This window comes from Citrobacter sp. BIDMC107, assembly GCF_001037575.1.
GTDB lineage: Bacteria > Pseudomonadota > Gammaproteobacteria > Enterobacterales > Enterobacteriaceae > Citrobacter > Citrobacter freundii.
The window spans coordinates 1-22,415 of sequence record NZ_KQ089851.1; the positions used below are offsets into that span (position 1 = coordinate 1).

Here is a 22,415-nt window from a genome sequence, read left to right on the forward strand (position 1 = left end):
TGTCGCCAGAAATTCGATTAGCTTTGGTCGGGTGAATTTTTTACGGTAAACGGCCTTCCCACGATGATCCTGACAATGAATATGGAAAGAGTTCTTACCCAGATCGATACCAATAAGCGCAATGTTTTCCATGATGGTTCTCCGAATGAAAGCCTGTCCTCAGCATAGTACTGGGAAGGAGGGAGTGACCATCTCATTAAATAAAGCACGCTAAGCCGGTGGCAGCGGTCGCAATGGCCTAAACTTCCCCGCACCGACCTTGGCGCTGCTGCGCCATAGGTAATCGCCGGTCAGGTTGATGTGCTCCCACCCCAGCGGCGACAGATATTGCAACAATGTGTCGTCCAGCGCCGTGCCGTTGCCACGCAAAGCACTGGTGGCACGCTCCAGATATACCGTGTTCCACAACACGATGGCCGCCGTCACCAGATTGAGGCCGCTGGCCCGGTAGCGCTGCTGCTCAAAACTGCGGTCGCGGATTTCACCCAATCGGTAGAAGAAGACCGCCCTGGCCAGCGCGTTGCGCGCCTCGCCCTTATTCAGCCCCGCATGGACGCGGCGGCGCAGCTCCACGCTTTGCAGCCAATCCAAAATGAACAGCGTGCGCTCGATGCGCCCCAGCTCGCGCAACGCCACGGCCAAGCCGTTCTGGCGCGGGTAGCTGCCGAGTTTGCGCAGCATCAGCGAAGCCGTTACCGTGCCTTGCTTGATGGAGGTGGCCAGCCGCAGAATTTCATCCCAATGGGCGCGTATTTGCTTGATGTTCAGCCTGTCGCTGCTAATCATCGGCTTGAGCGCGTCATAGGCGGCATCGCCCTTGGGGATGAATAGCTTGGTTTCGCCCAAGTCACGGATACGCGGCGCGAAGCGAAATCCCAGCAAATGCATCAAGCCAAACACGTGATCGGTGAAGCCTGCCGTGTCGGTGTAGTGTTCCTCGATGCGCAAGTCCGACTCGTGGTACAGCAGGCCATCAAGCACGTAAGTTGAATCACGAATGCCCACGTTGACCACCTTGGCACTGAAGGGCGCGTACTGGTCGGAGATATGAGTGTAGAAAGTCCGTCCTGGACTGCTTCCATACTTCGGGTTGATATGACCAGTGCTTTCTGCTTTGCTGCCGGTTCTGAAGTTCTGGCCGTCCGACGATGACGTGGTGCCGTCACCCCAGTTGCCGGCGAAGGGTTGCCGAAACTGCGCATTCACCAGCTCGGCCAGCGCCGTCGAATAGGTTTCATCGCGGATGTGCCAGGCTTGCAGCCAAGACAGCTTGGCGTAGGTGGTGCCAGGGCAGGACTCGGCCATTTTGGTCAGACCCAGGTTGATCGCGTCGGCCAGGATCGTCGTCAACAGCAAGGTTTTGTCCTTGGCCGTGTCGCTGGTCTTCAGGTGTGTGAAGTGGCGGGTGAAGCCCGTCCATTCATCGACCTCCATCAGCAACTCGGTGATTTTGAGGTGCGGCAGCAGCATAGCTGTCTGGTCGATCATGGCTTGCGCGGCGTCTGGTACTGCCGCGTCCAGCGGCGTGATCTTCAGGCCTGACGCGGTGGTGATGATGGCATCCGGTAAGTCGTTGGCCGCAGCCATGCGGTTGACTGTGGCGAGTTGCGCCTCCAACAATTCCAACCGGTCATGCAGGTATTGGTCGCAGTCGGTGGCCACTGCCAGCGGCAATTCGCTGGCCAGCTTCAAAGTGGCGAACTTCTCGACCGGCACCAGGTATTCGTCGAAGTCCTTGAACTGGCGAGAACCCTGCACCCAGACATCACCGGAGCGCAGCGCGTTCTTCAGCTCCGACAGGGCGCATAACTCGTAGTAACGCCGGTCGATGCCGTCGTCGGTCAGAACCAGCTTTGCCCAGCGCGGCTTGATGAATGCGGTTGGCGCATCGGCGGGCACCTTGCGCGCGCTGTCGCTGTTCATGCCGCGCAGCATGTCGATGGCATCGAGCACACCCTTGGCGGCGGGCGCAGCCCGCAATTTGAGCACGCCCAGGAACTGCGGCGCGTAGCGGCGTAGCGTGGCATAGCTTTCACCGATGTGGTGCAGGAAATCAAAGTCGGCAGGCCGCGCCAATGTTTGCGCTTCGGTGACGCTGGCGGCGAAGGTGTCCCAGGGCATAACGGCCTCGATGGCGGCGAACGGATCGCTGCCGCTTTGCTTGGCCTCAATCAACGCTTGACCGATGCGCCCATACATCCGCACCTTGTCGTTGATCGCCTTGCCGGAAGCCTGGAACTGCTGCTGATGCTTGTTCTTGGCCGCGTTGAACAGCTTGCCGATGATGCGATCGTGAAGGTCGATGATTTCATCGGTGACGGTGGCCATGCCTTCGATGGCCAGCGCTACCAGCGTGGCATAGCGTCGTTGCACCTCGAACTTTGCCAGATCAGCAGGCGTCATCTGGCCACCTTCACGAGCGATTTTGAGCAGGCGGTTCTGGTGAACCTGCCGCTCGATGCCTGCGGGCAGATCAAGTGCTTGCCAGGATTTCAGGCGCTCAATATGTTCGAGCATGTGGCGAGAGTTCGGTTTGGCAGGCGACTGGCGCAGCCATGCCAGCCACGTCACTTTACTGCCGTCCTTGCGCTTGAGAAGTTCGTCCAGGCGCTGACGGTGGGGTGATAACAAAGAATCGGTCAGCGCCGCGTAAATGCGTCGGTTGGCACGGGTGATGGCCTCGGCGCTTGCGCGCTCGATGGCATTCATGGCGGGCAGGATAATGCTCTGCCGCCGCAGATTCTCGACAAGTGCGCTCGCCAGCACGATGCCTTTGTCGGTCTGCAAGGCCAGCTCGGTCAATGTATGCACGGCTTGCCGATAGTGGCTCATGGTGAAGGGCTTGAACCCAAAAACCGTTTGCAGCTCGACCAAGTGCTCCCGCCGTGTCTGTTCGCGCTGGCCGTACTCGCTCCAACTTTCCACTGGCATCTTGAGTTGCGCGGCCACCATGCGCAACAGGGGCGGAAACGGAGGCTCATCGACGCCCAAAAAGGTGCCAGGGAATCGCAAGTAGCAAAGCTGCACAGCGAAGCCCAATCGATTCGCGGCGCCGCGACGCTGACGGATCACCGACAGGTCGGTTTCGTTGAACGTGTAGTGCCGTATCAGTTCGTCTTTGGCATCTGGCAGTGCCAGCAGGCTTTCGCGCTCGGTGGCGGACAGGATTGAGCGGCGTGGCATGGTCAGTCTTCCCGCAGGTACTGGTACAAGGTTTCGCGGCTGATGCCGAAGTCACGGGCCACCAAGGTTTTTTGGTCGCCTGCCGCAACTCGCCGTTTCAACTCGGCAATTTGTTCGCTGTTCAGCGATTTCTTTCGTCCCCGGTAGGCACCGCGCTGCTTGGCCAGCACGATTCCCTCGCGCTGACGTTCGCGGATCAGGGCGCGCTCGAACTCAGCGAAGGCTCCCATGACCGACAGCATCAGATTGGCCATCGGTGAGTCCTCGCCGGTGAACTTCAGCCCTTCTTTGACGAACTCCATGCGCACGCCCCGTTGTGTCAGCCCTTGGACGATGCGGCGCAGGTCATCAAGGTTGCGTGCCAGCCTGTCCATGCTATGCACCACCACGGTGTCGCCCTCGCGGACGAAGGCCAGCAGCCTTTCCAGCTCGGGACGCTGGGTGTCCTTGCCAGAAGCCTTGTCGGTGAACACCCGCGCCACCTGAACACCCTCCAATTGCCGTTCCGGGTTCTGGTCGAAGCTGCTGACGCGGACATAGCCGATGCGTTGACCTTGCAAGATGCCTCCAAAGGCAAAAGTGTCAGGATGAAATCTATTACCTTTGACGGAATATGTCAATCAATAGGAAATTTAACTCTATTCTGACATCGTTTGCACATGGCATCTGACATCAAGTTAGGGTATGCCTCAATCTGACGGCTGCGAACCGCCAGGGACAGGCGCAATGTCAGATTCTGTCGCGGCCTTGGCGCGTGCCTGGAAGCGTTCATAGCAATCCAGCCCGCAGAAATGTTCGACGTATTCCGCGCCTTCCGGGGTGAAGGCGGCATCGAGCGGAATTTCTTTGCAGCATACGCAGCAGGTGGTGCAACTGGCAGTGTTCGGGGCGTTTGCGTTCATGGTGGTACTCCTCCAGATTGGTAGCGAAGCTCAAAGCTGCCCACTCTCGGCTGGCTGGGAAGCGGTCATGATCTTCCCTTGAAGGCCCGCAGCAGCCGCGTCACAGACAGGACAAACAAGCCGGTCAGCGTGAGGGCTGCAATACCCCAGTGCTCCCCGATGAACGCGCCGGCCGTCGTGCCGGCTAGCACAATGGCGAGAATCGGCAAATGGCAGGGACAGGTGAGCACGGCCAGCGCGCCCCACAAGTAGCCGGTGATCGGTTTGTGCGTCTCAGACGGCAAGTGCTCTGGGCTGTTCATGGCAGACTCTCCGCGTGCTGTGCCGGTTCGGTTGGCATGGCGGCCAGTTGCATTTCGAGGCTGGCCAGGGCCTCGCGCCGACGCTCGACGAGTTGCCGCAACACGGCAAGCTGCGCAGACGCACCGTCACCGTCCGCAGCATCCAGCGCCCGGCACAGCCGCGCCAGTGCGTCCAGGCCGATACCCGCTTCGAAGGCAGCCCGTACAAAGCGCAGCCGTTGCAACGCGGTGTCATCGAACAAGCCGTAGCCGCCCGTGGTGTACGCGACCGGCCGTAGCAATCCGCGCAGCAGGTAGTCGCGCACGATATGCACGCTCACCCCGGCATCAAGGGCCAGCCGGGACACTGTGTAGGCGCTCATTGAACACCTCCTTTTCCTCATCCGGCGCAGCACGAAAGCTGCTTCACGTCCTTGCTGAAGGTCTGCGCCGCGAGCTTCAGCCCTTCGACCATGGTCAGGTAGGGGAACAATTGGTCGGCCAGTTCCTGCACGGTCATACGGTTGCGAATGGCGAGCACCGCCGTCTGGATCAGTTCACCCGCTTCCGGGGCCACCGCTTGCACGCCGATGAGCCGTCCGCTACCTTCCTCGATGACCAGCTTGATGAAGCCGCGTGTGTCGAAGTTGGCAAGCGCACGCGGCACGTTATCCAGTGTTAGCAGGCGACTGTCGGTCTCGATCCCGTCGTGATGTGCTTCCGCCTCGCTGTAGCCCACGGTGGCGACCTGCGGGTCGGTGAACACCACGGCCGGCATTGCGGTCAGGTCCAGGGCCGCATCGCCGCCAGTCATGTTGATCGCCGCACGAGTGCCGGCCGCTGCCGCCACATAGACGAACTGCGGCTGGTCGGTGCAGTCGCCGGCCGCGTAGATGTTCGGGCTACTGGTGCGCATGCCCTTGTCGATGACGATGGCCCCCTGCGCATTGACGGCTACCCCCGCCGCTTCCAATGCCAGGCTGCGCGTGTTCGGTGTCCGGCCGGTGGCGACCAGCAGCTTGTCGGCGCGCAATTCACCGTGCGTGGTGGTCAGCACGAATTCACCGTCCATATGGGCGACCTGGCTGGCTTGCGTGTGCTCCAGCACCTCGATGCCCTCGGCACGGAAAGCGGCTGTCACCGCCTCGCCGATGGCCGGGTCTTCACGGAAGAACAAGGTATTGCGCGCCAGGGCCGTGACCTTGCTGCCCAGCCGGGCAAAGGCTTGCGCCAGCTCCAGCGCCACCACCGACGAGCCGATTACGGCAAGGCGTTCGGGAATGGTGTCGCTCGCCAGGGCCTCGGTGGAAGTCCAGTAGGGTGACTCTTTCAAGCCCGGAATCGGCGGGACCGCCGGGCTGGCACCCGTGGCGACCAGGCAGCGGTCGAACATCACGACGCGCTCGCCACCCTCGTTCAAACTAACGATAAGGCTCTGGTCGTCCTTGAAACGCGCTTCACCGTGCAGAACGGTGATGGCTGAATTGCCGTCCAGGATGCCTTCGTACTTGGCATGACGGAGTTCTTCGACACGGGCCTGCTGCTGGGCCAGCAGCCGCTCGCGCAAGATCGTCGGCGGTGTGGGTGGCATGCCGCCGTCGAATGGGCTTTCCCGGCGCAGATGGGCGATGTGGGCGGCGCGGATCATGATCTTGGACGGCACACAACCGACGTTGACGCAGGTGCCGCCGATGGTGCCGCGCTCAATCAGCGTGACCTGCGCGCCTTGCTCGACGGCCTTCAGTGCTGCCGCCATCGCGGCTCCACCGCTACCAATGACGACGACCTGCAACGGGCGTTCGTTGCCACTGGGCTTATCAGCGGCCCCTATCCAGCCGCGCATCTTGTCGAGCAGGCCGGCGCGGTTGTCCGTCGGTGGCGCATCGGCAAGCGTTGCCTCGTAGCCCAGTCCGGCCACGGCGGTAGTCAGCGCATCCGATGACGTGCCCGCCTCAATGGCGAGTTGCGCTGTGCCCTTCGGATAGGACACCAGCGCCGATTGCACGCCGGGCACTTTCTCCAAGGCTTCCTTGACGTGAGCCGCGCACGAGTCGCAGGTCATCCCGGTGATTTTCAGGGTGGTCATGTATTTTTCCTTTTCTGTGGTGGCTACGGCTGTTGCCGTCAGCCACGTTGTTCTGGCAATTCACAGCTGTCCGGCCCGCAGCGGCGATGTGCTGGCGAGATGAAATCCCAGACCGACACCCCAACCATCAAGGCCAGGCCGACATAGAGCAGTCCACCGCTCTGCCAGCCGTAAGCCCGCATTAAAAACACCGCTGCCAGCACCAAGATCGGGCCTATCGTGCCGAGCGCCGTGCGTCGCCACTGTCGATGATTGAGCCAAGCGATAGCATTGGCGAGTAACGCGATGCCGGCGAACATCGGCAGCAGGATGCCAATGAATAGCCCCTCGTACTGGCTCAAGAAGCCCAGTCCGATGGCCGCGCCAAAGCTGGCGATGGCAGGAAAACAGGCGGCGCAGCCCATCGCGGAAACGACGCTGCCGAGCGCGCCGGTTTTGCCAGCGATGCGCGTGATGAGTCCCATGTGTCGCTCCCGAGTTCGGTTAACGGATCAGCGTTTGAGGCTGGACGGATAGCCCGCGTCCTCGGTCGCCTTGGTCAACTTCTGGACGTTGGTCTTGGCATCGTCGAAGGTGACGACGGCCTGGCGCTTGTCGAAACTTACGTCGGTCTTGCTCACGCCCTCAACCTTGGAAAGCGCGTGCTTGACAGTGATCGGGCAAGAGGCGCAGGTCATGCCAGGCACGGACAGCGTGACGGTCTGGGTGGCGGCCCACACGGGGGCAACAACGGCAGCGAGGGCGAGGGCGGCAAACAGTTTTTTCATGATGAACTCCTGTGATTAATAGAAAAATGGCATGACGTAGGGAAATCCGAGCGAGACCAGGACCAGCGCGGCCACGATCCAGAAAATGAGCTTGTAAGTAGCTCGCACTTGGGGAATCGCGCAGACCTCACCCGGTTTGCAGGCTTGCGCCGGGCGGTAGATGCGCCGCCAGGCGAAAAACAGCGCGACCAGCGCTGCGCCGATGAAGATCGGGCGATAGGGTTCCAGCACCGTCAGGTTGCCGATCCATGCCCCGCTGAACCCCAAGGCGATCAAAACCAGCGGCCCCAGGCAGCAGGCCGACGCAAGAATGGCGGCCAGCCCACCGGCGAAGAGCGCGCCGCGCCCGTTTTGTGGTTCAGACTTTTGTGGTTCAGACTTTTGTGGTTCAGACTTTTGTGGTTCAGACATACGCTTGTCCTTTCAAATTTGGTTTGGATAGCTTAAGCTTACTTCCGTAGTTATGTACGGAGTCAAGCGATATGCAAATTAATTTTGAGAATCTGACCATTGGCGTTTTTGCCAAGGCGGCCGGGGTCAATGTGGAGACCATCCGGTTCTACCAGCGCAAGGGCCTGCTGCCGGAGCCAGACAAGCCCTATGGCAGCATTCGCCGCTATGGCGAGGCGGATGTAACACGAGTGCGGTTCGTGAAATCGGCCCAGCGGCTGGGCTTTAGCCTGGACGAAATCGCCGAGCTACTGCGGCTGGAGGATGGCACCCATTGCGAGGAAGCCAGCGGCCTGGCCGAGCACAAGCTCAAGGATGTGCGCGAGAAGATGGCCGACTTGGCACGCATGGAGGCCGTGCTGTCTGAACTGGTGTGCGCCTGCCATGCGCGGAAAGGGAACGTTTCCTGCCCGCTGATTGCGTCACTGCAAGACGGAACGAAGCTCGCTGCATCGGCGCGGGGGAGTCACGGGGTGACTACGCCTTAGCGTGCTTTATTTTCCGAATTCTGAGACGACCCCTTGCTGAAAAGCTCGCGCCCATCAGGGTTGGCACAGGCGATCATGGAAGTGGGGCGCGTCAACAAGACGCTGTACCTTCTAAATTATATTGATGATGAAGATTATCGTCGGCGGATCCTGACGCAGCTAAACCGGGGAGAAGGCCGCCATGCTGTGGCGAGGGCGATCTGCTACGGGCAGCGCGGTGAGATCAGAAAGCGCTATCGTGAAGGTCAGGAAGATCAACTGGGTGCACTGGGCCTCGTCACTAACGCAGTGGTACTGTGGAACACACTTTATATGCAGGAAGCCCTGAGCTGGATGCGCAGGAATGGAGAAGAAACCGGGGGTGAAGATATCGTCCGGTTATCCCCACTGATGCACGGGCATATCAATATGCTGGGGCATTATACGTTCACGCTACCGGAGGATATTTTGAAGGGGGAACTGAGAGAATTAAATTTTAATTTAAACAATGAATTACCTTCTTAGCGTACGTTTTCGTTCCATTGGCCCTCAAACCCCTTTATGAAGTAAGAGATACAAAACGAGGCGGAAGAGAGTTAATGACTAGTATCAGGTTTGATCGCTGAAGCATATTTATAGTGGATATCCATAGCATGTCTAAATGCCGAAGACTCATTTACTAATCTTTTTTTATCAGAAGTTTCATTCTGTACAGATTTCACACGGCAATTCAGTTCGCCATTTTCATCAATAAACAGACTTTCCAAAAAATCAACAATAAACTGATGTGAGTCTTCATTAAGGCTATTTACAACCTTACCAGTCTCATCAAATCGTGAGTCCCAAACAGGTTCTACATTGTAGGCATCTATAAATTCTTGAGATGCTGTGACACACTGTCCGCCCTGATACTGCTGACTGGAGACATTAACAACGCGATTTACGTTGCCAAATGCTTTCTCTCTGGCCTGTACCTCAGTAGCGCCAACTCCGCATAGCTGGATAGTAATACTGTCATTTGTCGAATTAACATGGATAATCGCTTTCAATTCTAAAACCCTCTGTTTTATCTATTTCAGCCATAGACTAAATGCGTTGACTACTAATGATATATTGCGCGAGTTTGATGTTGAGACATACCATGTTGCTTGAAAGTTCCGGCATCATGCGGGATTCACTACGAATTAAATAGGGTTCCAGCCCCCCAGAATATGCCCCAGATGTTACAACGGTCAACTGGGCAATGGGATTATTTAGTTTACCTACTCCTGCCAGGATATCGTCCTCAACCGCAGCGATATAAACTGGGGAGGCAGCGATCACGTAATCATCAGTAGGCCTGGCTTCCATTAACGTCCCTATGGAATTCTCCGATCTTTCCTTCCCGAATGTATTTGTTAATTCCCGCCACCAATGGCGGTGACTGAACGGTAAATTATGAAAGGTGGCTTCATATACGTCGACGAGGTCCCGACTATTCAAAAAACCCAACCCGGCAGAGATCACCCACAACTCCAGGTTTTCCGTCGTCCGTAAAATCTCTTTTGCCGTTGACCAGTGATTCCCAGTATAGAGCGATAGGGCGGGTACCGGTGATGCACTTTGCGACCGTCTTATGGTCGCTGCCCAACTGGCCATAGCCTCTTCAGGTGTCTCTCCGGCCCGGATGCTCAGTTCCGCACGGGAGCCGCACTGGAAGTGCTTACCTTTGGTACAGGACGTTATTAGGTGTGTAATTCGCGACGCCGTCATTTTGTTGCCCTTAGCCCAATGTGTGCAATCACTGTCTATCAGTCGTAACAGCCCCTCATCCGTGATAACGACCAAAGAGGAGGCCCGAACAACTATCCCATTATACATTTAGTCATGCCTTTACTAATAACTAGTTACCACAAAAAAACCTCGCGAGGTGACGGTGTCACGCTTATTGGCCTTTTTTAGCTCACTTTATGTACTATGGGATTTAATTATCGGTAAATCCCATCGTTCAAATAGCACCCCCCATAGTGTAATTGCGGCTAAAACCCTTATTAATCAGTCATGTAGCGCAATGGTTGTGCATTCAGGGGATGCGATCGCCACTTAACGGGTTGCGGGTTGTTGGTCACCCGACATCTGTGTGCTAATCTTTTTCATCATTAGTCACTAGTAAAGGCTTCACTATATATGACGCTACGAGAATTTTTTTAACGAGAGAGGTGGATGTCCGAAGACAATAAAGTTGTACACAAAGCACTAAAGTTGTAACCATTCTCAAAAAACGACGCTAATGTTGTATACTTACTGAATGTGTGGTTATAGGGTTGGAGACTATAAAATGCACATATAGGTACGTATCAATGTCGTTTTTTGGGTACGATCATGGGTAGGGGTAGGCGTCTCAAATCCTATTTGGATTATGAAAATGCGCTAGGTGACGGCATAGGAGTGGGCTATGGCCAAAGTTATCAGCCCTGGCTTAGAGCTCAGGACGTTAAATCCCGTGGAAACCGTTCGATAGTCTTTGGCCTTAAGACGTTTCGAAACCATCATCTCCTTTCTTCTGTCGAAAGTAACTTTTTCTATCTGGCTGAGTTTAATGACTCGGTGATTGATATCCGGGAACAATTCCCACTCTTTCCTCTCCGGCTTACCCAACAAATAGCAAATCATCTACATTTTCAACATCCTATGGTGAGGGGAGTAAGAGGAGTACCTGTCGAAGTTCTGAATGTTATGACAACCGATTTTTTACTGACCTTGAGAACTCCTGAAGGCGGACTTCGATACAAAGCTGTAGCAGTAAAACAAAACGAGAGCATACCTGAACGCGAAGCCCAAAAACTTGAAATAGAGAGGATGTTTTGGCAGTTGATTGATGTTGAGTTTCAAATTTATGTTGGCTCGGAACTCAATAACGTCGTCGGTAAAAATATTTGTTGGGTTACTTCTGTATTAAGAGATGGTTCTGTATTTTATGATAAATATCCTCTTGATAAAATCCTATGGAAGCTTAAACCAGATGTTTATCCCATAGTGGGACTACGTGCAATGATTTCATCAATCATTGGGGTAGATGCACAAGAAGCGATGATGTTATTGCAGGCAATGATTGGATTAAAAATGATAAAAATTGATTTATCATATCCAATACTCGAAACCGGTCTGATAAAGATAATATCCAATGGCCACTATATAGGACTGAACGCAAATGGATATTATTAGAAATTCAGTCTGGCTCTCTCAAGGCACTGATTTGCTTGCAGAGGGGCTTTATCGTGTTTTGGATTTTGACAAAAAGGTTGATTTGTTAATTTTGTTTAAAATAAAATCAGAAAGAACGGGTAAGCCAATTCCTTTCTCATTTTCATTGTTTAAATATTATATTGAATCAAATAGCATAACTTGTAAAGATTATATATACCCTTCATATATGTTAGTAGATGAGAAAGAAATAACAGATGAAGACAGGGGAAGGCGAGATGAAAATTACAATATCATTAAAGATCTTGTAGATGACAGAATGTTTCTGTTCGACTATGCATTACATAAAAAGTCTCACCTTTTAATGGACTACTCCAGAAATAAAAAAATATCACAATATACTATCAGAACGCTTCTGGCGTTGTACTGGCGACATGGGCAGGATGTTTATGCATTACTACCCGCATTCTCGAACTGTGGTGCCGCTGGGAAAAGTAGAATCAAACATGAAATTAAACTTGGGAATTCCAAGAAAAACAGAGCATTACCTAATGAACGTTCACGTGTTTTCATTCTTAATGAAAGAGATATAAATAATATTAGAAAATCTCTCATTATGTATCATTATAAAGTTAACGGAGATACGATAAAGAAAACATTAGAGAGACATATTGATTTGTATTTTAGGGATGAAATTAAAACAGCGAACTTAGAAAATAGAGCTCCATATGTTCCTTCTTTAAAACAATTTTCATACTGGAATAAAAAACTCTTCACTAAAGATTTCTCGATAAAGAAGAAGAACACGAAAAAAGAAATAGACCTCAAAATGCGGGCGCTTTTAGGTAGTGCGGCTAATACAACTGTTTTACCGGGTGATGTTTTCGAAATAGACTCAACTGTCGCTGATGTACATCTTATTTCGAGTTTAAACAGACGAAAAGTCATTGGGCGCCCAACTATTTATACAGTGGTGGATCGCGCAACAAGAATGATTGTTGGCCTTCATGTTTCTTTATACCATGCTTCATGGCGAGCTGCCCGACAAGCGTTAGCAAATTGCTTTATGCCAAAAAAAGAATATTGTAGATTATTTGGAATCTCTATTACTAATGATGATTGGCCTTGTTCTCATATTCCATTAACATTGATGTGTGACAACGGGGAGATGATTGGTCTTAAACCTCAGGAAAAGATGACCCCCCTGACAAAACTTGAGTTTGCGCCAGTCGGTAGAGGCGACAGAAAAAGCATTGTTGAACGCTGTTTCGGTATTCTAAATGATGAAGTTATTCATAGGCTTATTGGAACAACACGAAGGGGTAAGATTGTTAAAGGAGCGCCAACACCGCAATCCAGGGCTTGTTTAACGATTCAGGAGGTCACGTCTTTACTGATTCGGGAGATACTTGCACATAATCAGAGAACATATGAAGAACTGGCTTATATCAATCCCTTACTGATTGAAAATGATCTCGTAATATCACCAAAAAATAGTTGGATGATAAGCTTAAAGCACGGGAGATTCAGCGCAAGAGCCGTTGGGGCCGACGAAGTGATCGCACGATTGTTGATCCCTGTGAACGCTAACATTACCGCCGGTGGGATTCAGTACAATAATCTTTTTTATGAATGTGATCCAGACATTGCATCAGGTGCCAGAGTATTTGGAAGAACCACTTGTGAAGCAAGAATAGATGACAATTGCGTAGATTATATATATGTAAGATTTGACAAAAATAGCATTTTCAAAAAGCATTACCTGCTTAAGAAAAGAGATATATTTAAAGGTAAAGCTCATCTTGATACAGATGTAATGGCTGATTGGGTAGATACTCAAAAAGAAATTAATTTATTTACTCTGGATTCACTCAGCAATATCAATAATAAAGATGATTTTAACAAGAAAGGTAACGAAAGATTAAATGAAATATACGAATCTCGACGGGTACATGGTAAAGATATTAAAAAGAACAGGAAAAATGAACTTGATTCATTAGGGCGAACTGATGTTGCTAATGGAAGACCTGAACCCCTACTTCCGTCATCCAGTAAGGTTCTGCTTTTGCCTGGCCGGGAGGAGAAACAAAGATGGTTAAAAGGTAAGAAGAAGACTGAGGACGCAGAATAATGAACCTTATACGGAGCGTTTCAGCGATATATAAAGAACAGGAGTTACCTGAGTATCGTGGCAACCCCTTAATTGAAGCACTTCCTGAAGCGCTTACGGAAGATGAAGTACTTCTGGAAATGAGTTATTTTCCCGAAATTGACGAAAAAATCCGCTGGACTGCCCCGGCGAATGTTAGAGAGCAGTATGTCGAACGTATAAAGAAATTCCGTTGCCCTCAAACCAATCTTATCCAGGCTTATAAAATGATTTTACGGGCACTTAGGGAAAGCTATGCAGCCCGTAATCCTTTAAAAAGCGGAACTATTCAATATCTTCATTACTATGGGACTGAGCGTCCTGATATTGAACCCGAAAGTGGATATTTTAAATCCCAGGCTGAAACCATTACGATAGTTGGAATGAGTGGTTCTGGAAAAACTACCATGATCGAGCAAGTCATGGATCATTTCCCTCAGATTATAGAACACAGCAGCTATAAAGGAGTTTTTCCCGGCTTCAGTAAGCAAATCGTATGGGTAAAGATTAATTGTCCATACAACTCAAGTGTGAGAGACCTTTGTGAAGAGATTTTACAAAAATTAGATGATGCAATTGGTATTGAACGAACTACACCAGAGATTAGAAATGGTGCTCTGGCTCGCCAGATTGCGCAAAGAATAAAATCATCATTTTTAGGTATCCTTGTTATTGATGAAATGCAGAGGCTAAAATTTTCAAGAACTGGAGGTGAGAGTAAGTTGATTGATTTTTTACATGAAATTGTAGATTCGATGGGGGTATCTATGGTTTTTTGTGGAAATCATCCTTTTGACGAGACTCTGACAAAGAAAATGAGAATTGCCAGGCGGGCAGAGTCTGGTGGTTATATGAAAATTTCAAATGTCAGATACGACTCACAAGACTGGCAATCGTTTATTCATTATTTATGGCCATTACAATGGACAAATGTTGAAACACCATTAAATGATGAGTTAAACGAAAAATTATTCATTTTATCTAAAGGCAACATTGGATTGGCTCAGATGATTTATCGGGGGGCACAATTAAAGGTTATCGGTAGCGGTAATGAAATCATAACTGGTGCAGTCTTGTCGGCCTCTGTACCGGTACTCGTAAGCCATACGGAGGAATATAAGGATACTTTACTCCCGGGGGCAGCGACTGAAGACGAGGAAGCCAAATGGCTCTCTGCATCTAATGAAAGTGATGCTTCGGCTAAGTTCATGTCAGAGAAGCCCTTAAAAGCTTTGATCCCTGGAGATATAGACAGGCCACAGCACAAGGAATTCGTAAGAAAAATAGACGAGGTTATGCGCAATTTCGACGAGAAAATACTGTCTCTTGACCATGATCTTGTTATCACCAGAACAGCTGAAAAGAAAAATACCTACGATGCTCTTCAGCGTTGCGGGCTTATAAATACAGATCCACTTAATAAATTGTAATGAGGTCATCAGTTCGTAACGGTCAAAGAGAGGTGGGGTAAATGAGAATGTTGTCTGTTTTACCTGATGAATCCTTGTTCAGTCGGTTTTGTCGGACAGCTACCGTGTACGGTATGTCCCCATCTTCTCTGTTAACGATCATTTTCCACAAACCTGATATGAGCGTCCATCCAATTCTCAATTCAGGATTAAAGGCTATTTCTCTTCATACATCCGAAAGTGCAGACCAGCTCTGGCATGAACAGACTTTACTCCCTCTGTTTGCCTGGGCACTACCAATCAGTCGTAATGAAATTATGGATTTCAACACGACCCCTGCCAGGCTTAATCGATTGTGCCGCCTTAGTAATTTTTCACTAGGACAGCGGACACTATTGAAGTTTTGCCCGGTTTGCGCTCGTGAAGATACTTTTCATTATGGTGTTACTTATTGGCATCTGGCGCATCAACTTCATGGGGTTACAACCTGCCATCGGCACCAGGTAGTGCTTGAAAGCATCAATGTCCCTTCTGCACCGCACATACGTATTGGACTGATGCCTCCTGTTTCGTATACAGAACAACTCAGCAATGAGACAGACTTCGATTTTGCTAAATTTTGTTATGAGTCCATAAATATAATCAGAAGAAAAGAAATTTGTCACCCAAATTACATGGATGTACTTAAAAAGTTAAATTTATTATCATTGGACGGGAATCTGAAGAAAAATGTATTTTACGCACATGTTTATGCTAAGTGCCAGTTATTTGGGGAGGGTTCATCGGAGCTTCTACCGACATCCCTTACTGATTATCACTACTGGGAGCCTATACTCAAAGATAAATGTTGTCAGCATCCCACAAAGCACCTTTTGCTTTGTTATTGTTTGTTAAATACTTGCTGGCCAACGTATGCAGGAAGTCGTCCTAATAAAAAGAAAGAAATCTTTAAAAGTCATAAGGAATACAGCTTTCATATGGCTGAAAATAATACTAGTGTTAGCAACCTTGGGAGAGAATTTAATCGCAGCAGATGTTACATTAAAACACTTATTTATAAAAAATACCTGAGGGCGTTTAAGCGAAACACAAAAATTAATATATTCACTGAATTGCTTATCAAGTCTATGGCTGTAAGGGGGTTTAGTCTGGCATCCATAGCTGAGAAAAACTCATTATCGGAAGGAACTGTATCCTCTGTAATTTCATCTTGTTACGGTTTATGCTCATGGCGTAAAAAATGTAAAAAAGATTCTGATCTTGACCCTCCATCTCCGAACAGCTTTTGTATCTTAAGTTAACGATGTCCGCTGCCGCCGGTATTCCCTCGGGGAGTGATATCCCAGCGCGCTGTGCGGGTGGTTTTCATTGTAATGCGTGAACGCTACTGCAAGGTTTCGCAGTGCTGTTCTCACATCCGGTTTTGGCATGAACGCGATATAGTCTTCTTTCATCGTTTTCACGAACCGTTCGGCCATGCCATTACTCTGCGGGCTGCTCACCGCTGTTGTGCAGGGCTCCAGATTCAGCTCTCTCGCGAACCTCCGCGTTTCATACGCGGTATACGCTGAACCGTTATCCGTCAGCCACTGCACCGCTGTGTCGGGCAACCTGTCGCCGAAGCGCTTTTCCACCGACCTCAGCATCACATCCTGCACGGTCGAACTGTCATAGCCTCCCGTGCTTGCTGCCCAGTCTATGGCCTCACGGTCGCAGCAGTCCAGCGCGAACGTTACCCGCAGTTTTTCGCCGTTGTCGCAGCCGAACTCGAAGCCATCTGAACACCAGCGCATATCGCTTTCTGCCACCGCTATCTTGCCCTTATGTTCACGCTTCGGTCGCTCTGGTTTGTGATGCAACAACAACAGGTTATGCTCGCTCATTATCCTGTAAAGCCGTTTGGCATTCACAGGTGGCTGTCCCTCTGTGCGACGTTGCTTGCGCAGGATGCCCCACACGCGTCGATAACCATAACTCGGCATATCGCTGATAATGTTGAGGATAGCCGACAGTATTTCTGCGTCTGCTTCTTCATTACGCCGGTTACAGCGCCTGTCCTGCCAGTCGGCAGAACGGTTAATCCGCAGTGACAGTTGCGCACGCGACACGCCCATGGTCCGGCTGACCATGGCTATTCCCCGTCCTTTGGCAACAAGGGCGCGTGCGCTATCCATTTTCGCGACTGACCGTACTCCACGGCTTCTTTCAGGATCTCAACTTCCATCGTTTTCTTGCCCAGAAGGCGCTGAAGCTCCCGGACCTGCTTCAGAGCAGCAGTAAGCTCAGAAGCAGGAACGACTTCCTCTCCAGCCGCAACGGCGGTGAGGCTGCCTTCCTGATATTGCTTCTTCCACTTAAACAGCAGGCTGGGCTGGATACCATGCAGGCGGGCGACATGGGAGACATTCATACCCGGCTCCATCGTCTGCTGGATAATGGCGATCTTCTCCTGAGGAGTTTTACGTTTACGGACTTCTTGCCCTAACAGGATCCCGGTCATCTCAAAATTGGCGTTAGTGTTAGACATATATTCAAGCCTATCTCTTATCTGGAGATACAGCTACTGTCCGGTGTTTCAGGGGGCTACATCAAATGTAAAAAAGATTCTTTAAGACGGCGTCATAAGCAGAAAATATTAAGATTTATACATAATCAATCCATTTCTGTAACGCGAAAGTTAGTCAAGGAAAGTTGTTATGCTAGTTTCTTTTGGCTAAATAAACATGAAAATGGCTGGCTTAATTCCTGTCTTCCTAAAGCAGTACGATGTTATAGAAATAAAAGAGTAGACTGGAGCGAGAGAGATATAATCTCATCATCATTAATAAATGTTGTTTTATCTCAGGGGCAATACCCGATGTCACTTACAAGCCTGGATGCTTTACTGGGGGGGCATAACTGGCTTTTGAAATACAGAGATAAACTACCAATGACAATGACACTTCTCAGGAAAAAGAATCTAATTAAATAAGAGGGAGTGATATGGTTTACGAAAATGAATTGTGGCACAGTTTTCTTCTGCGTTCACAGATAATGTATAACTTATCCAATTGCAGGAACATAATATCTAAGCATGGTGAACTAAGGTACGATGCCTTTCCTCGGCTCGAACTGATTGATATGTACAAATTGCATAGTTTGCAGGATATATATGACATTCTTGCCACAAGAAATGGTTATATACTAACTTCCAATATAGTGTCGTTATCTTCTGGTGTTTACGGGTATTTCAACGCTGTTGAAGATGCCTGTCGAAATAATTTACACATAACTAATTCATATCCATTGGTAAACATCTCAAAGATTCGTTACTGCCATAAATGTATTATTGAAGATATACACTCTAAAGGCATTGGTTATCTTCGTCATAGATGGTTGTTTGAATCTAAATGTGCAGCTCATAGTACCTGTTTATATGAGGTTTGTTTTGACAACTATTTGGATGCAGTGAAAGGACTTAGTGACTTAATTATAAGTGGAATAAATCCTCATGGTTATTGTTCCCTTGTGGTTGACATTTCAAATCCTTTCAAAACTCCAGTGTATTTATTGCCATGTGCCAGGGATAAAATTTTAAAATGGATTTCTGACAATAAAAATGAGCTGGTTTACTTTCTCTTTGACCTCTTTAAAAGTAAATCGCATTCTAGTTTATTAAAGGTTATTGAAGTCAGGATAATGCATAGTAGTTATATTTCTGCGGTGTTCAGGATATTGAGTGAGGTTAATTTTTGTAATTTCAACTCATTTATTACCGATTTATTCGAGGACGTAAGTTATGCCTCTGTTGGACTTGATGATTATTCTGTTAATGTGGATTTTCTCAGGCTAAAAGCCGCAGATTGCAAATTTTGCCGGTTCAATGGTAAAAATTTTTGCTCACTTTTTAATGTAAAGCTTCTTCGCTAATTTTTACTTCATTTATAAACTACTAAGAAAGCTAATAAGATAGGGTTATATATTTTGATTAGGGCGGGAATAAATTATCACTTCCCGAGTATCCCTGGGGGTTACCACCTGAGTATGATGCCGGTTAGCAACAACGTCTAAAAGACCTACGATCACGATAAATGTCACTGGGTCACTCTCAAGCAAAGTGGTCAGGGGTGCTAGATACCAGTACTGCTTACTCAACACGGCCTTGTTTTTGAAAGATGCCGAATCTTGGCAAGAGGCGTATTACAGCCTATAGTCTGTTAATGAGTATTACAGCTTATCTGCTGTAAATCCATTCGTTGTGCTTGTTAACCCGTCGATACGGAAGATCACTTATGAACACTCAATACGCTTTGAAGACCTTGAATCAGTTGCGTCCTGTTTTAATCGGCTTTCGCAAAGCCAATGGACTGACGCAAAGAGATGTTTCTGAACGTTTGGGTGTAACACAGCAAACTTATGCCCGACTGGAGGCCAACCCTGCAAGTGTGGGTTTTGAGCGTTTGTTTAGAGTGTTCAGCGTCCTTGGAGTGGAGATCGTACTTTCATCCAGGGAACCATTGTCAGATGCAAAGCCCGAATACGGAGCTTTGCACAATGATTCTTCACTTCCAGCCAGGCGGGAGAAATGGTGACGCCATGCGCTTCCCGGTCTAATTGTCTGCAGCAATATTAACCCCTTAGCGGCCTGAAGTATCAGGTTGCTATGAAGCCTTTCGTTTCTTCTGTTATGTTAAATACACCAGTTTGAGCTGTTTCGGACAACCATAAATTATCTCTTCACTCTTAAATGAAAATTTTATGTCGATCACATTATCGATGAATTTAGGAAATAATCCGTAAATGAAAATCTATCTACCTTTAAATTTATCAATGTCCGTACGACATAATTAATATCAAAGAATGTGTATTATTATCATTTAAGTCATAAAAGCCATGAGTCAGTTCCAAAAAATATAATGAGCATTGAAATTATTACCCATCATTCTGGAGTTTTAACTTAGCCATGTATCGAACCACAAGTTGGCTTCCGGTGTTTTGAGGAGCAGTAAAGTTCAGAAAGCGCGACCAGATCATAATCCAGAAATGTCGTTAAGATATTCTGAATAACGGTTATCCCTGCATGTTGGCAGGCATTTGAAAATATATTTTGTATTCAGGTTGCAGCAAAACGCTTTCTTACACACAGGACTTCATATGCGGCTCAGAAAATTAAAACTGAAAAACTTCAGAGGCTACAGAAACTCTACTGAAATCATTATTGATGAAAGCATGACGGGTATTGTCGGTCGTAATGACTTTGGGAAGTCAACGATTCTGGAAGCGCTGGCTATTTTTTTTGAAACAGAAGGAATGAAGGCTGACAAGAATGACATGAACTGTTTCAGCCTAAGAGAAGGGGACGGCCGTTTTGAAATAGCCTGTGAATTTGATGACCTGCCCGATTTTATCATGATCGACGACAGGGTGCAGACCACGCTCGCCTCAGAACATCTGCTGAATGAAGACGGCAATTTTGAAATCGTCAAAACGTTTAAAGCAACGACTTCAGGAAAACCGGAGCAGACCTGCATCCGCTGCATCCATCCCGAAGAGGAGCCCCTGAGAAACTTACTGGCAATGAAAATTTCCGAGCTCAGGGCGGTGGGAAAAGAAGCTGAAAAAAATGTGGCGGATAAACGCACTGCATCGTTATGGCGTCAGGCCATCAGGGAAGCCGCCGCTCCCTATACCTGTTCTGAAATGTTGCTGGATGTCGATAAAGAGTTTGGAACCGACACAAAATCATTATGGGGTAAGATCCTCGATTTGCTGCCCACGTATGCGATTTTCAAAGCCGACAGGGAAAGCAGCGACGGGGATTCAGAAGCTAAAAACCCCTTACAGCAGGCCGTAAAAGACGCTCAGGCTGCGCTGCAGGACAAAATTACAGCGCTGGAAAATGAGATCCAGGACAGCGTACTGGATGTCGCACAGAGAACGCTGGATAAATTACGTGAAATGGCCCCCGAACTCGCCAGTGAACTGACTCCACGATTTAAGGAGAAACCCAAGTGGACCTTCAGTTTCACCCTGGACGGGGAAAATGGCATCCCCATCAATAAGCGCGGCAGCGGGATAAGGAGGCTTATCCTGTTGAATTTTTTCCGGGCTGAGGCCGAGAAGCATGTCGCGGGGACGCCCAGAAATGTGATTTATGCCATAGAGGAGCCTGAAACGTCACAGCATCCGAACTATCAGATGATGCTGATGAAAGCGTTACTGGCACTGGCAGGCCAGCCGCACCGTCAGATTATCGTCACCACCCATGTCCCGGCGCTGGCCGGATTGATCCCTGTCGAAGGCGTACGTTATGTCACCCGAAATGAGGCGGGTGAACCCGTAGTAAAAATGCCGGATGACGCTGTGCTGAAGGAAGCCACTGAAAGCCTGGGGGTGCTGCCAGAGACCGGTATGGAAAGGGCGCAGGGGATAGTTCTGGTAGAGGGAAAGTCGGATGTCACTTTCCTGAGGCATGCGGCCAGTTCATTAAAACAGTCAGGTATGTTGCCAGCCTCTCTGGAGGACGTGAAAATAGTGCCAGTCCTCATAGGAGGGTGTGGCAGCGTCAAACACTGGGTGACATTGAATCTGGCCAACGATCTGGGGCTTCCCTGGTGCGTATTTCTGGACTCCGATATTGGGGGAGACCCTGCACAGGTTCTGTCCATTCAGAAACGTAAAAAAGAAGTGGAGGATGCCGGTAAGGTATTCTTCGCCACGCGCAAACGTGAAATAGAGAACTATCTCTGCCCGGATCTGATTGAAGAAATGACCGGTGTAGCCGTCACGTTTACGGACACCTGTGATGCTAAAAAAATAATTGGCCGGGCGGTGGGAATGAAACCCGATAATGTGCTTGATAAATTCTGGCCCCGGATGACAGCGGAAAGAATCATCTCAAGATCAACCTATCATGACGGAATGCAGGAAAGGATTGAGCTGGTTGAGATCCTGAGCGATATTGTTGCCATGACGAGATAATGTGTAAAAATTATCGCAGCTGCATATATTCCGGTCCACAGCAAAGGACCGGAGTATAGTATATAAAAAACCCGAAATTAATCGGGTTTTAATTATTTAACGTTTAACAGGCTCCCGTGCCCGGGAGTGAATTAAAATTACGCTTATTATGGCTTTTTTGCAATCTTTATTTTTGACTGCCAAGCCATTTATTCATCTGCTCGATTTCACCTTTCTGAGCTTTAATGATGTCCTGCGCAAGCTTTCTCATTTCGGGATCTTTTCCGTATTTGAGCTCGGTCTCAGCCATTGCGATTGCCCCTTCATGGTGTGCGATCATACCTTTTGCAAAGGCCTTATCGGGATTGGATTCATTAACGGCGGCCATCATTTTTTCATGCATATTTTTCATGCCAGCCATATATTCCTGTGATGATGCCGATGAGTGCATATCTGACATTTTCATTTCCGAATGTTCAGCAGAAATGGCTGGCAGGGATAACATTAATATTACAAAAAGGGTGTTTTTGATTTTCATATAATAATTCCTTTCAGACAGGTACCGGTTAAGTGTAGCTGAGTCAGACAAAAAAGCCCCC

The 22,415-nt window shown here is 49.2% G+C and carries 20 protein-coding genes and 4 pseudogenes; 10 read left to right on the plus strand and 14 right to left on the minus strand.

The window, feature by feature from the left end; genetic code table 11:
* The 10 genes and pseudogenes from SK39_RS27285 to merT form a co-directional block, all read right to left on the minus strand.
* Window positions 1–132, minus strand: a pseudogene (locus SK39_RS27285) (hypothetical protein); the annotation flags it as partial.
* Between the two features lie 78 nt (window positions 133–210).
* Window positions 211–3,183 (minus strand): Tn3 family transposase, encoded by a 2,973-nt coding sequence (locus SK39_RS23925; RefSeq protein WP_001138073.1) that lies wholly within the window; start codon window positions 3,181–3,183, stop codon window positions 211–213.
* Between the two features lie 2 nt (window positions 3,184–3,185).
* Entirely contained in the window at window positions 3,186–3,743 is a 558-nt protein-coding gene (locus SK39_RS23930) for a recombinase family protein (protein ID WP_001162012.1), read from the minus strand.
* Window positions 3,744–3,872: 129 nt separating this feature from the next.
* A complete protein-coding gene (locus SK39_RS23935) occupies window positions 3,873–4,085 on the minus strand; it encodes a DUF3330 domain-containing protein (RefSeq protein ID WP_000993245.1) in 213 nt (70 codons plus the stop codon).
* Window positions 4,086–4,150: 65 nt separating this feature from the next.
* Entirely contained in the window at window positions 4,151–4,387 is a 237-nt protein-coding gene (merE, locus tag SK39_RS23940) for a broad-spectrum mercury transporter MerE (RefSeq protein ID WP_001087807.1), read from the minus strand.
* A complete protein-coding gene (gene merD, locus SK39_RS23945) occupies window positions 4,384–4,749 on the minus strand; it encodes a mercury resistance co-regulator MerD (RefSeq protein WP_001277466.1) in 366 nt (121 codons plus the stop codon). The genes merE and merD overlap by 4 nt, the downstream gene beginning before the upstream one ends.
* Before the next feature lie 17 nt (window positions 4,750–4,766).
* Window positions 4,767–6,452, minus strand: coding sequence for a mercury(II) reductase (gene merA / locus SK39_RS23950; RefSeq protein ID WP_000209296.1), 1,686 nt, complete (start codon window positions 6,450–6,452; stop codon window positions 4,767–4,769).
* A 38-nt stretch (window positions 6,453–6,490) separates the two neighbouring features.
* Window positions 6,491–6,916, minus strand: a complete 426-nt coding sequence (gene merC, locus SK39_RS27290; RefSeq protein ID WP_000522996.1) for an organomercurial transporter MerC — start codon at window positions 6,914–6,916, stop codon at window positions 6,491–6,493.
* Window positions 6,917–6,943: 27 nt separating this feature from the next.
* Window positions 6,944–7,219, minus strand: a complete 276-nt coding sequence (gene merP, locus SK39_RS27295) for a mercury resistance system periplasmic binding protein MerP (protein WP_000732275.1) — start codon at window positions 7,217–7,219, stop codon at window positions 6,944–6,946.
* Window positions 7,220–7,234: 15 nt separating this feature from the next.
* Entirely contained in the window at window positions 7,235–7,630 is a 396-nt protein-coding gene (gene merT / locus SK39_RS23965) for a mercuric ion transporter MerT (protein WP_001294653.1), read from the minus strand.
* Between the two features lie 71 nt (window positions 7,631–7,701).
* Here merT and merR point away from each other — a divergent pair, with 71 nt between their 5' ends.
* Window positions 7,702–8,157, plus strand: coding sequence for an Hg(II)-responsive transcriptional regulator (gene merR / locus SK39_RS23970; RefSeq protein ID WP_001166628.1), 456 nt, complete (start codon window positions 7,702–7,704; stop codon window positions 8,155–8,157).
* 33 nt (window positions 8,158–8,190) lie between these two features.
* A pseudogene (locus SK39_RS23975) lies at window positions 8,191–8,661 on the plus strand (Tn3 family transposase); the annotation flags it as partial.
* A gap of 71 nt (window positions 8,662–8,732) precedes the next feature.
* Here the strand turns inward: SK39_RS23975 and SK39_RS23980 are convergent.
* Together SK39_RS23980 and SK39_RS23985 are read right to left on the minus strand one after the other, a co-directional pair.
* Window positions 8,733–9,185, minus strand: coding sequence for a hypothetical protein (locus SK39_RS23980; protein WP_040115233.1), 453 nt, complete (start codon window positions 9,183–9,185; stop codon window positions 8,733–8,735).
* A gap of 37 nt (window positions 9,186–9,222) precedes the next feature.
* The gene (locus SK39_RS23985) at window positions 9,223–9,888 is read right to left on the minus strand and encodes a DUF6884 domain-containing protein (protein WP_040113341.1); all 666 of its coding nucleotides are present in this window, start codon (window positions 9,886–9,888) and stop codon (window positions 9,223–9,225) included.
* 609 nt (window positions 9,889–10,497) lie between these two features.
* Between SK39_RS23985 and SK39_RS23990 the strand changes: the two genes are divergently transcribed.
* The 4 genes and pseudogenes from SK39_RS23990 to SK39_RS26640 form a co-directional block, all read left to right on the plus strand.
* A complete protein-coding gene (locus tag SK39_RS23990) occupies window positions 10,498–11,340 on the plus strand; it encodes a TnsA endonuclease N-terminal domain-containing protein (protein WP_020833813.1) in 843 nt (280 codons plus the stop codon).
* Window positions 11,327–13,450 (plus strand): Tn7 transposition protein B, encoded by a 2,124-nt coding sequence (locus SK39_RS23995; protein WP_048217579.1) that lies wholly within the window; start codon window positions 11,327–11,329, stop codon window positions 13,448–13,450. Before SK39_RS23990 ends, SK39_RS23995 begins: the two co-directional genes overlap by 14 nt.
* Complete coding sequence (locus tag SK39_RS24000; protein WP_001049182.1) at window positions 13,450–14,898, plus strand: ATP-binding protein; 1,449 nt, start codon at window positions 13,450–13,452, stop codon at window positions 14,896–14,898. Before SK39_RS23995 ends, SK39_RS24000 begins: the two co-directional genes overlap by 1 nt.
* Before the next feature lie 41 nt (window positions 14,899–14,939).
* Window positions 14,940–16,133: pseudogene (locus SK39_RS26640) on the plus strand (TniQ family protein); the annotation flags it as partial.
* A 36-nt stretch (window positions 16,134–16,169) separates the two neighbouring features.
* On the opposite strand, the gene SK39_RS24005 reads toward SK39_RS26640, so the two are convergent.
* A protein-coding gene (locus SK39_RS24005; protein ID WP_089617520.1) for an IS3 family transposase occupies window positions 16,170–17,377 on the minus strand; the annotation gives its coding sequence in 2 pieces (ribosomal slippage) (window positions 16,170–17,056 and window positions 17,056–17,377; 1,209 coding nt in all).
* A 90-nt stretch (window positions 17,378–17,467) separates the two neighbouring features.
* Here SK39_RS24005 and SK39_RS26645 point away from each other — a divergent pair.
* The 4 genes and pseudogenes from SK39_RS26645 to SK39_RS24025 all read left to right on the plus strand — a co-directional run.
* Window positions 17,468–17,848: pseudogene (locus SK39_RS26645) on the plus strand (TnsD family Tn7-like transposition protein); the annotation flags it as partial.
* 11 nt (window positions 17,849–17,859) lie between these two features.
* Entirely contained in the window at window positions 17,860–18,786 is a 927-nt protein-coding gene (locus SK39_RS24015) for a hypothetical protein (RefSeq protein WP_000262426.1), read from the plus strand.
* 362 nt (window positions 18,787–19,148) lie between these two features.
* Window positions 19,149–19,448, plus strand: a complete 300-nt coding sequence (locus SK39_RS24020; protein WP_001097217.1) for a helix-turn-helix domain-containing protein — start codon at window positions 19,149–19,151, stop codon at window positions 19,446–19,448.
* Between the two features lie 562 nt (window positions 19,449–20,010).
* Complete coding sequence (locus tag SK39_RS24025; RefSeq protein WP_004118028.1) at window positions 20,011–21,837, plus strand: AAA family ATPase; 1,827 nt, start codon at window positions 20,011–20,013, stop codon at window positions 21,835–21,837.
* 166 nt (window positions 21,838–22,003) lie between these two features.
* Here the strand turns inward: SK39_RS24025 and copM are convergent, their stop codons facing one another.
* Complete coding sequence (gene copM / locus SK39_RS24030) at window positions 22,004–22,354, minus strand: CopM family metallochaperone (protein WP_000694954.1); 351 nt, start codon at window positions 22,352–22,354, stop codon at window positions 22,004–22,006.
* Between the last annotated feature and the right edge of the window lie 61 nt (window positions 22,355–22,415).

Excerpts from the sequence above, each read along its gene's own strand:
- SK39_RS23925 (WP_001138073.1), bottom strand. The coding sequence starts at position 3,183 with ATGCCACGCCGCTCAATCCTGTCCGCCACCGAGCGCGAAAGCCTGCTG.
- SK39_RS23935 (WP_000993245.1), bottom strand. The coding sequence starts at position 4,085 with ATGAACGCAAACGCCCCGAACACTGCCAGTTGCACCACCTGCTGCGTA.
- merE (WP_001087807.1), bottom strand. The coding sequence starts at position 4,387 with ATGAACAGCCCAGAGCACTTGCCGTCTGAGACGCACAAACCGATCACC.
- merD (WP_001277466.1), bottom strand. The coding sequence starts at position 4,749 with ATGAGCGCCTACACAGTGTCCCGGCTGGCCCTTGATGCCGGGGTGAGC.
- merA (WP_000209296.1), bottom strand. The coding sequence starts at position 6,452 with ATGACCACCCTGAAAATCACCGGGATGACCTGCGACTCGTGCGCGGCT.
- merC (WP_000522996.1), bottom strand. The coding sequence starts at position 6,916 with ATGGGACTCATCACGCGCATCGCTGGCAAAACCGGCGCGCTCGGCAGC.
- merP (WP_000732275.1), bottom strand. The coding sequence starts at position 7,219 with ATGAAAAAACTGTTTGCCGCCCTCGCCCTCGCTGCCGTTGTTGCCCCC.
- merT (WP_001294653.1), bottom strand. The coding sequence starts at position 7,630 with ATGTCTGAACCACAAAAGTCTGAACCACAAAAGTCTGAACCACAAAAG.
- merR (WP_001166628.1), top strand. The coding sequence starts at position 7,702 with ATGCAAATTAATTTTGAGAATCTGACCATTGGCGTTTTTGCCAAGGCG.
- SK39_RS23985 (WP_040113341.1), bottom strand. The coding sequence starts at position 9,888 with ATGACGGCGTCGCGAATTACACACCTAATAACGTCCTGTACCAAAGGT.
- SK39_RS23990 (WP_020833813.1), top strand. The coding sequence starts at position 10,498 with ATGGGTAGGGGTAGGCGTCTCAAATCCTATTTGGATTATGAAAATGCG.
- SK39_RS23995 (WP_048217579.1), top strand. The coding sequence starts at position 11,327 with ATGGATATTATTAGAAATTCAGTCTGGCTCTCTCAAGGCACTGATTTG.
- SK39_RS24000 (WP_001049182.1), top strand. The coding sequence starts at position 13,450 with ATGAACCTTATACGGAGCGTTTCAGCGATATATAAAGAACAGGAGTTA.
- SK39_RS24015 (WP_000262426.1), top strand. The coding sequence starts at position 17,860 with ATGGTTTACGAAAATGAATTGTGGCACAGTTTTCTTCTGCGTTCACAG.
- SK39_RS24020 (WP_001097217.1), top strand. The coding sequence starts at position 19,149 with ATGAACACTCAATACGCTTTGAAGACCTTGAATCAGTTGCGTCCTGTT.
- SK39_RS24025 (WP_004118028.1), top strand. The coding sequence starts at position 20,011 with ATGCGGCTCAGAAAATTAAAACTGAAAAACTTCAGAGGCTACAGAAAC.
- copM (WP_000694954.1), bottom strand. The coding sequence starts at position 22,354 with ATGAAAATCAAAAACACCCTTTTTGTAATATTAATGTTATCCCTGCCA.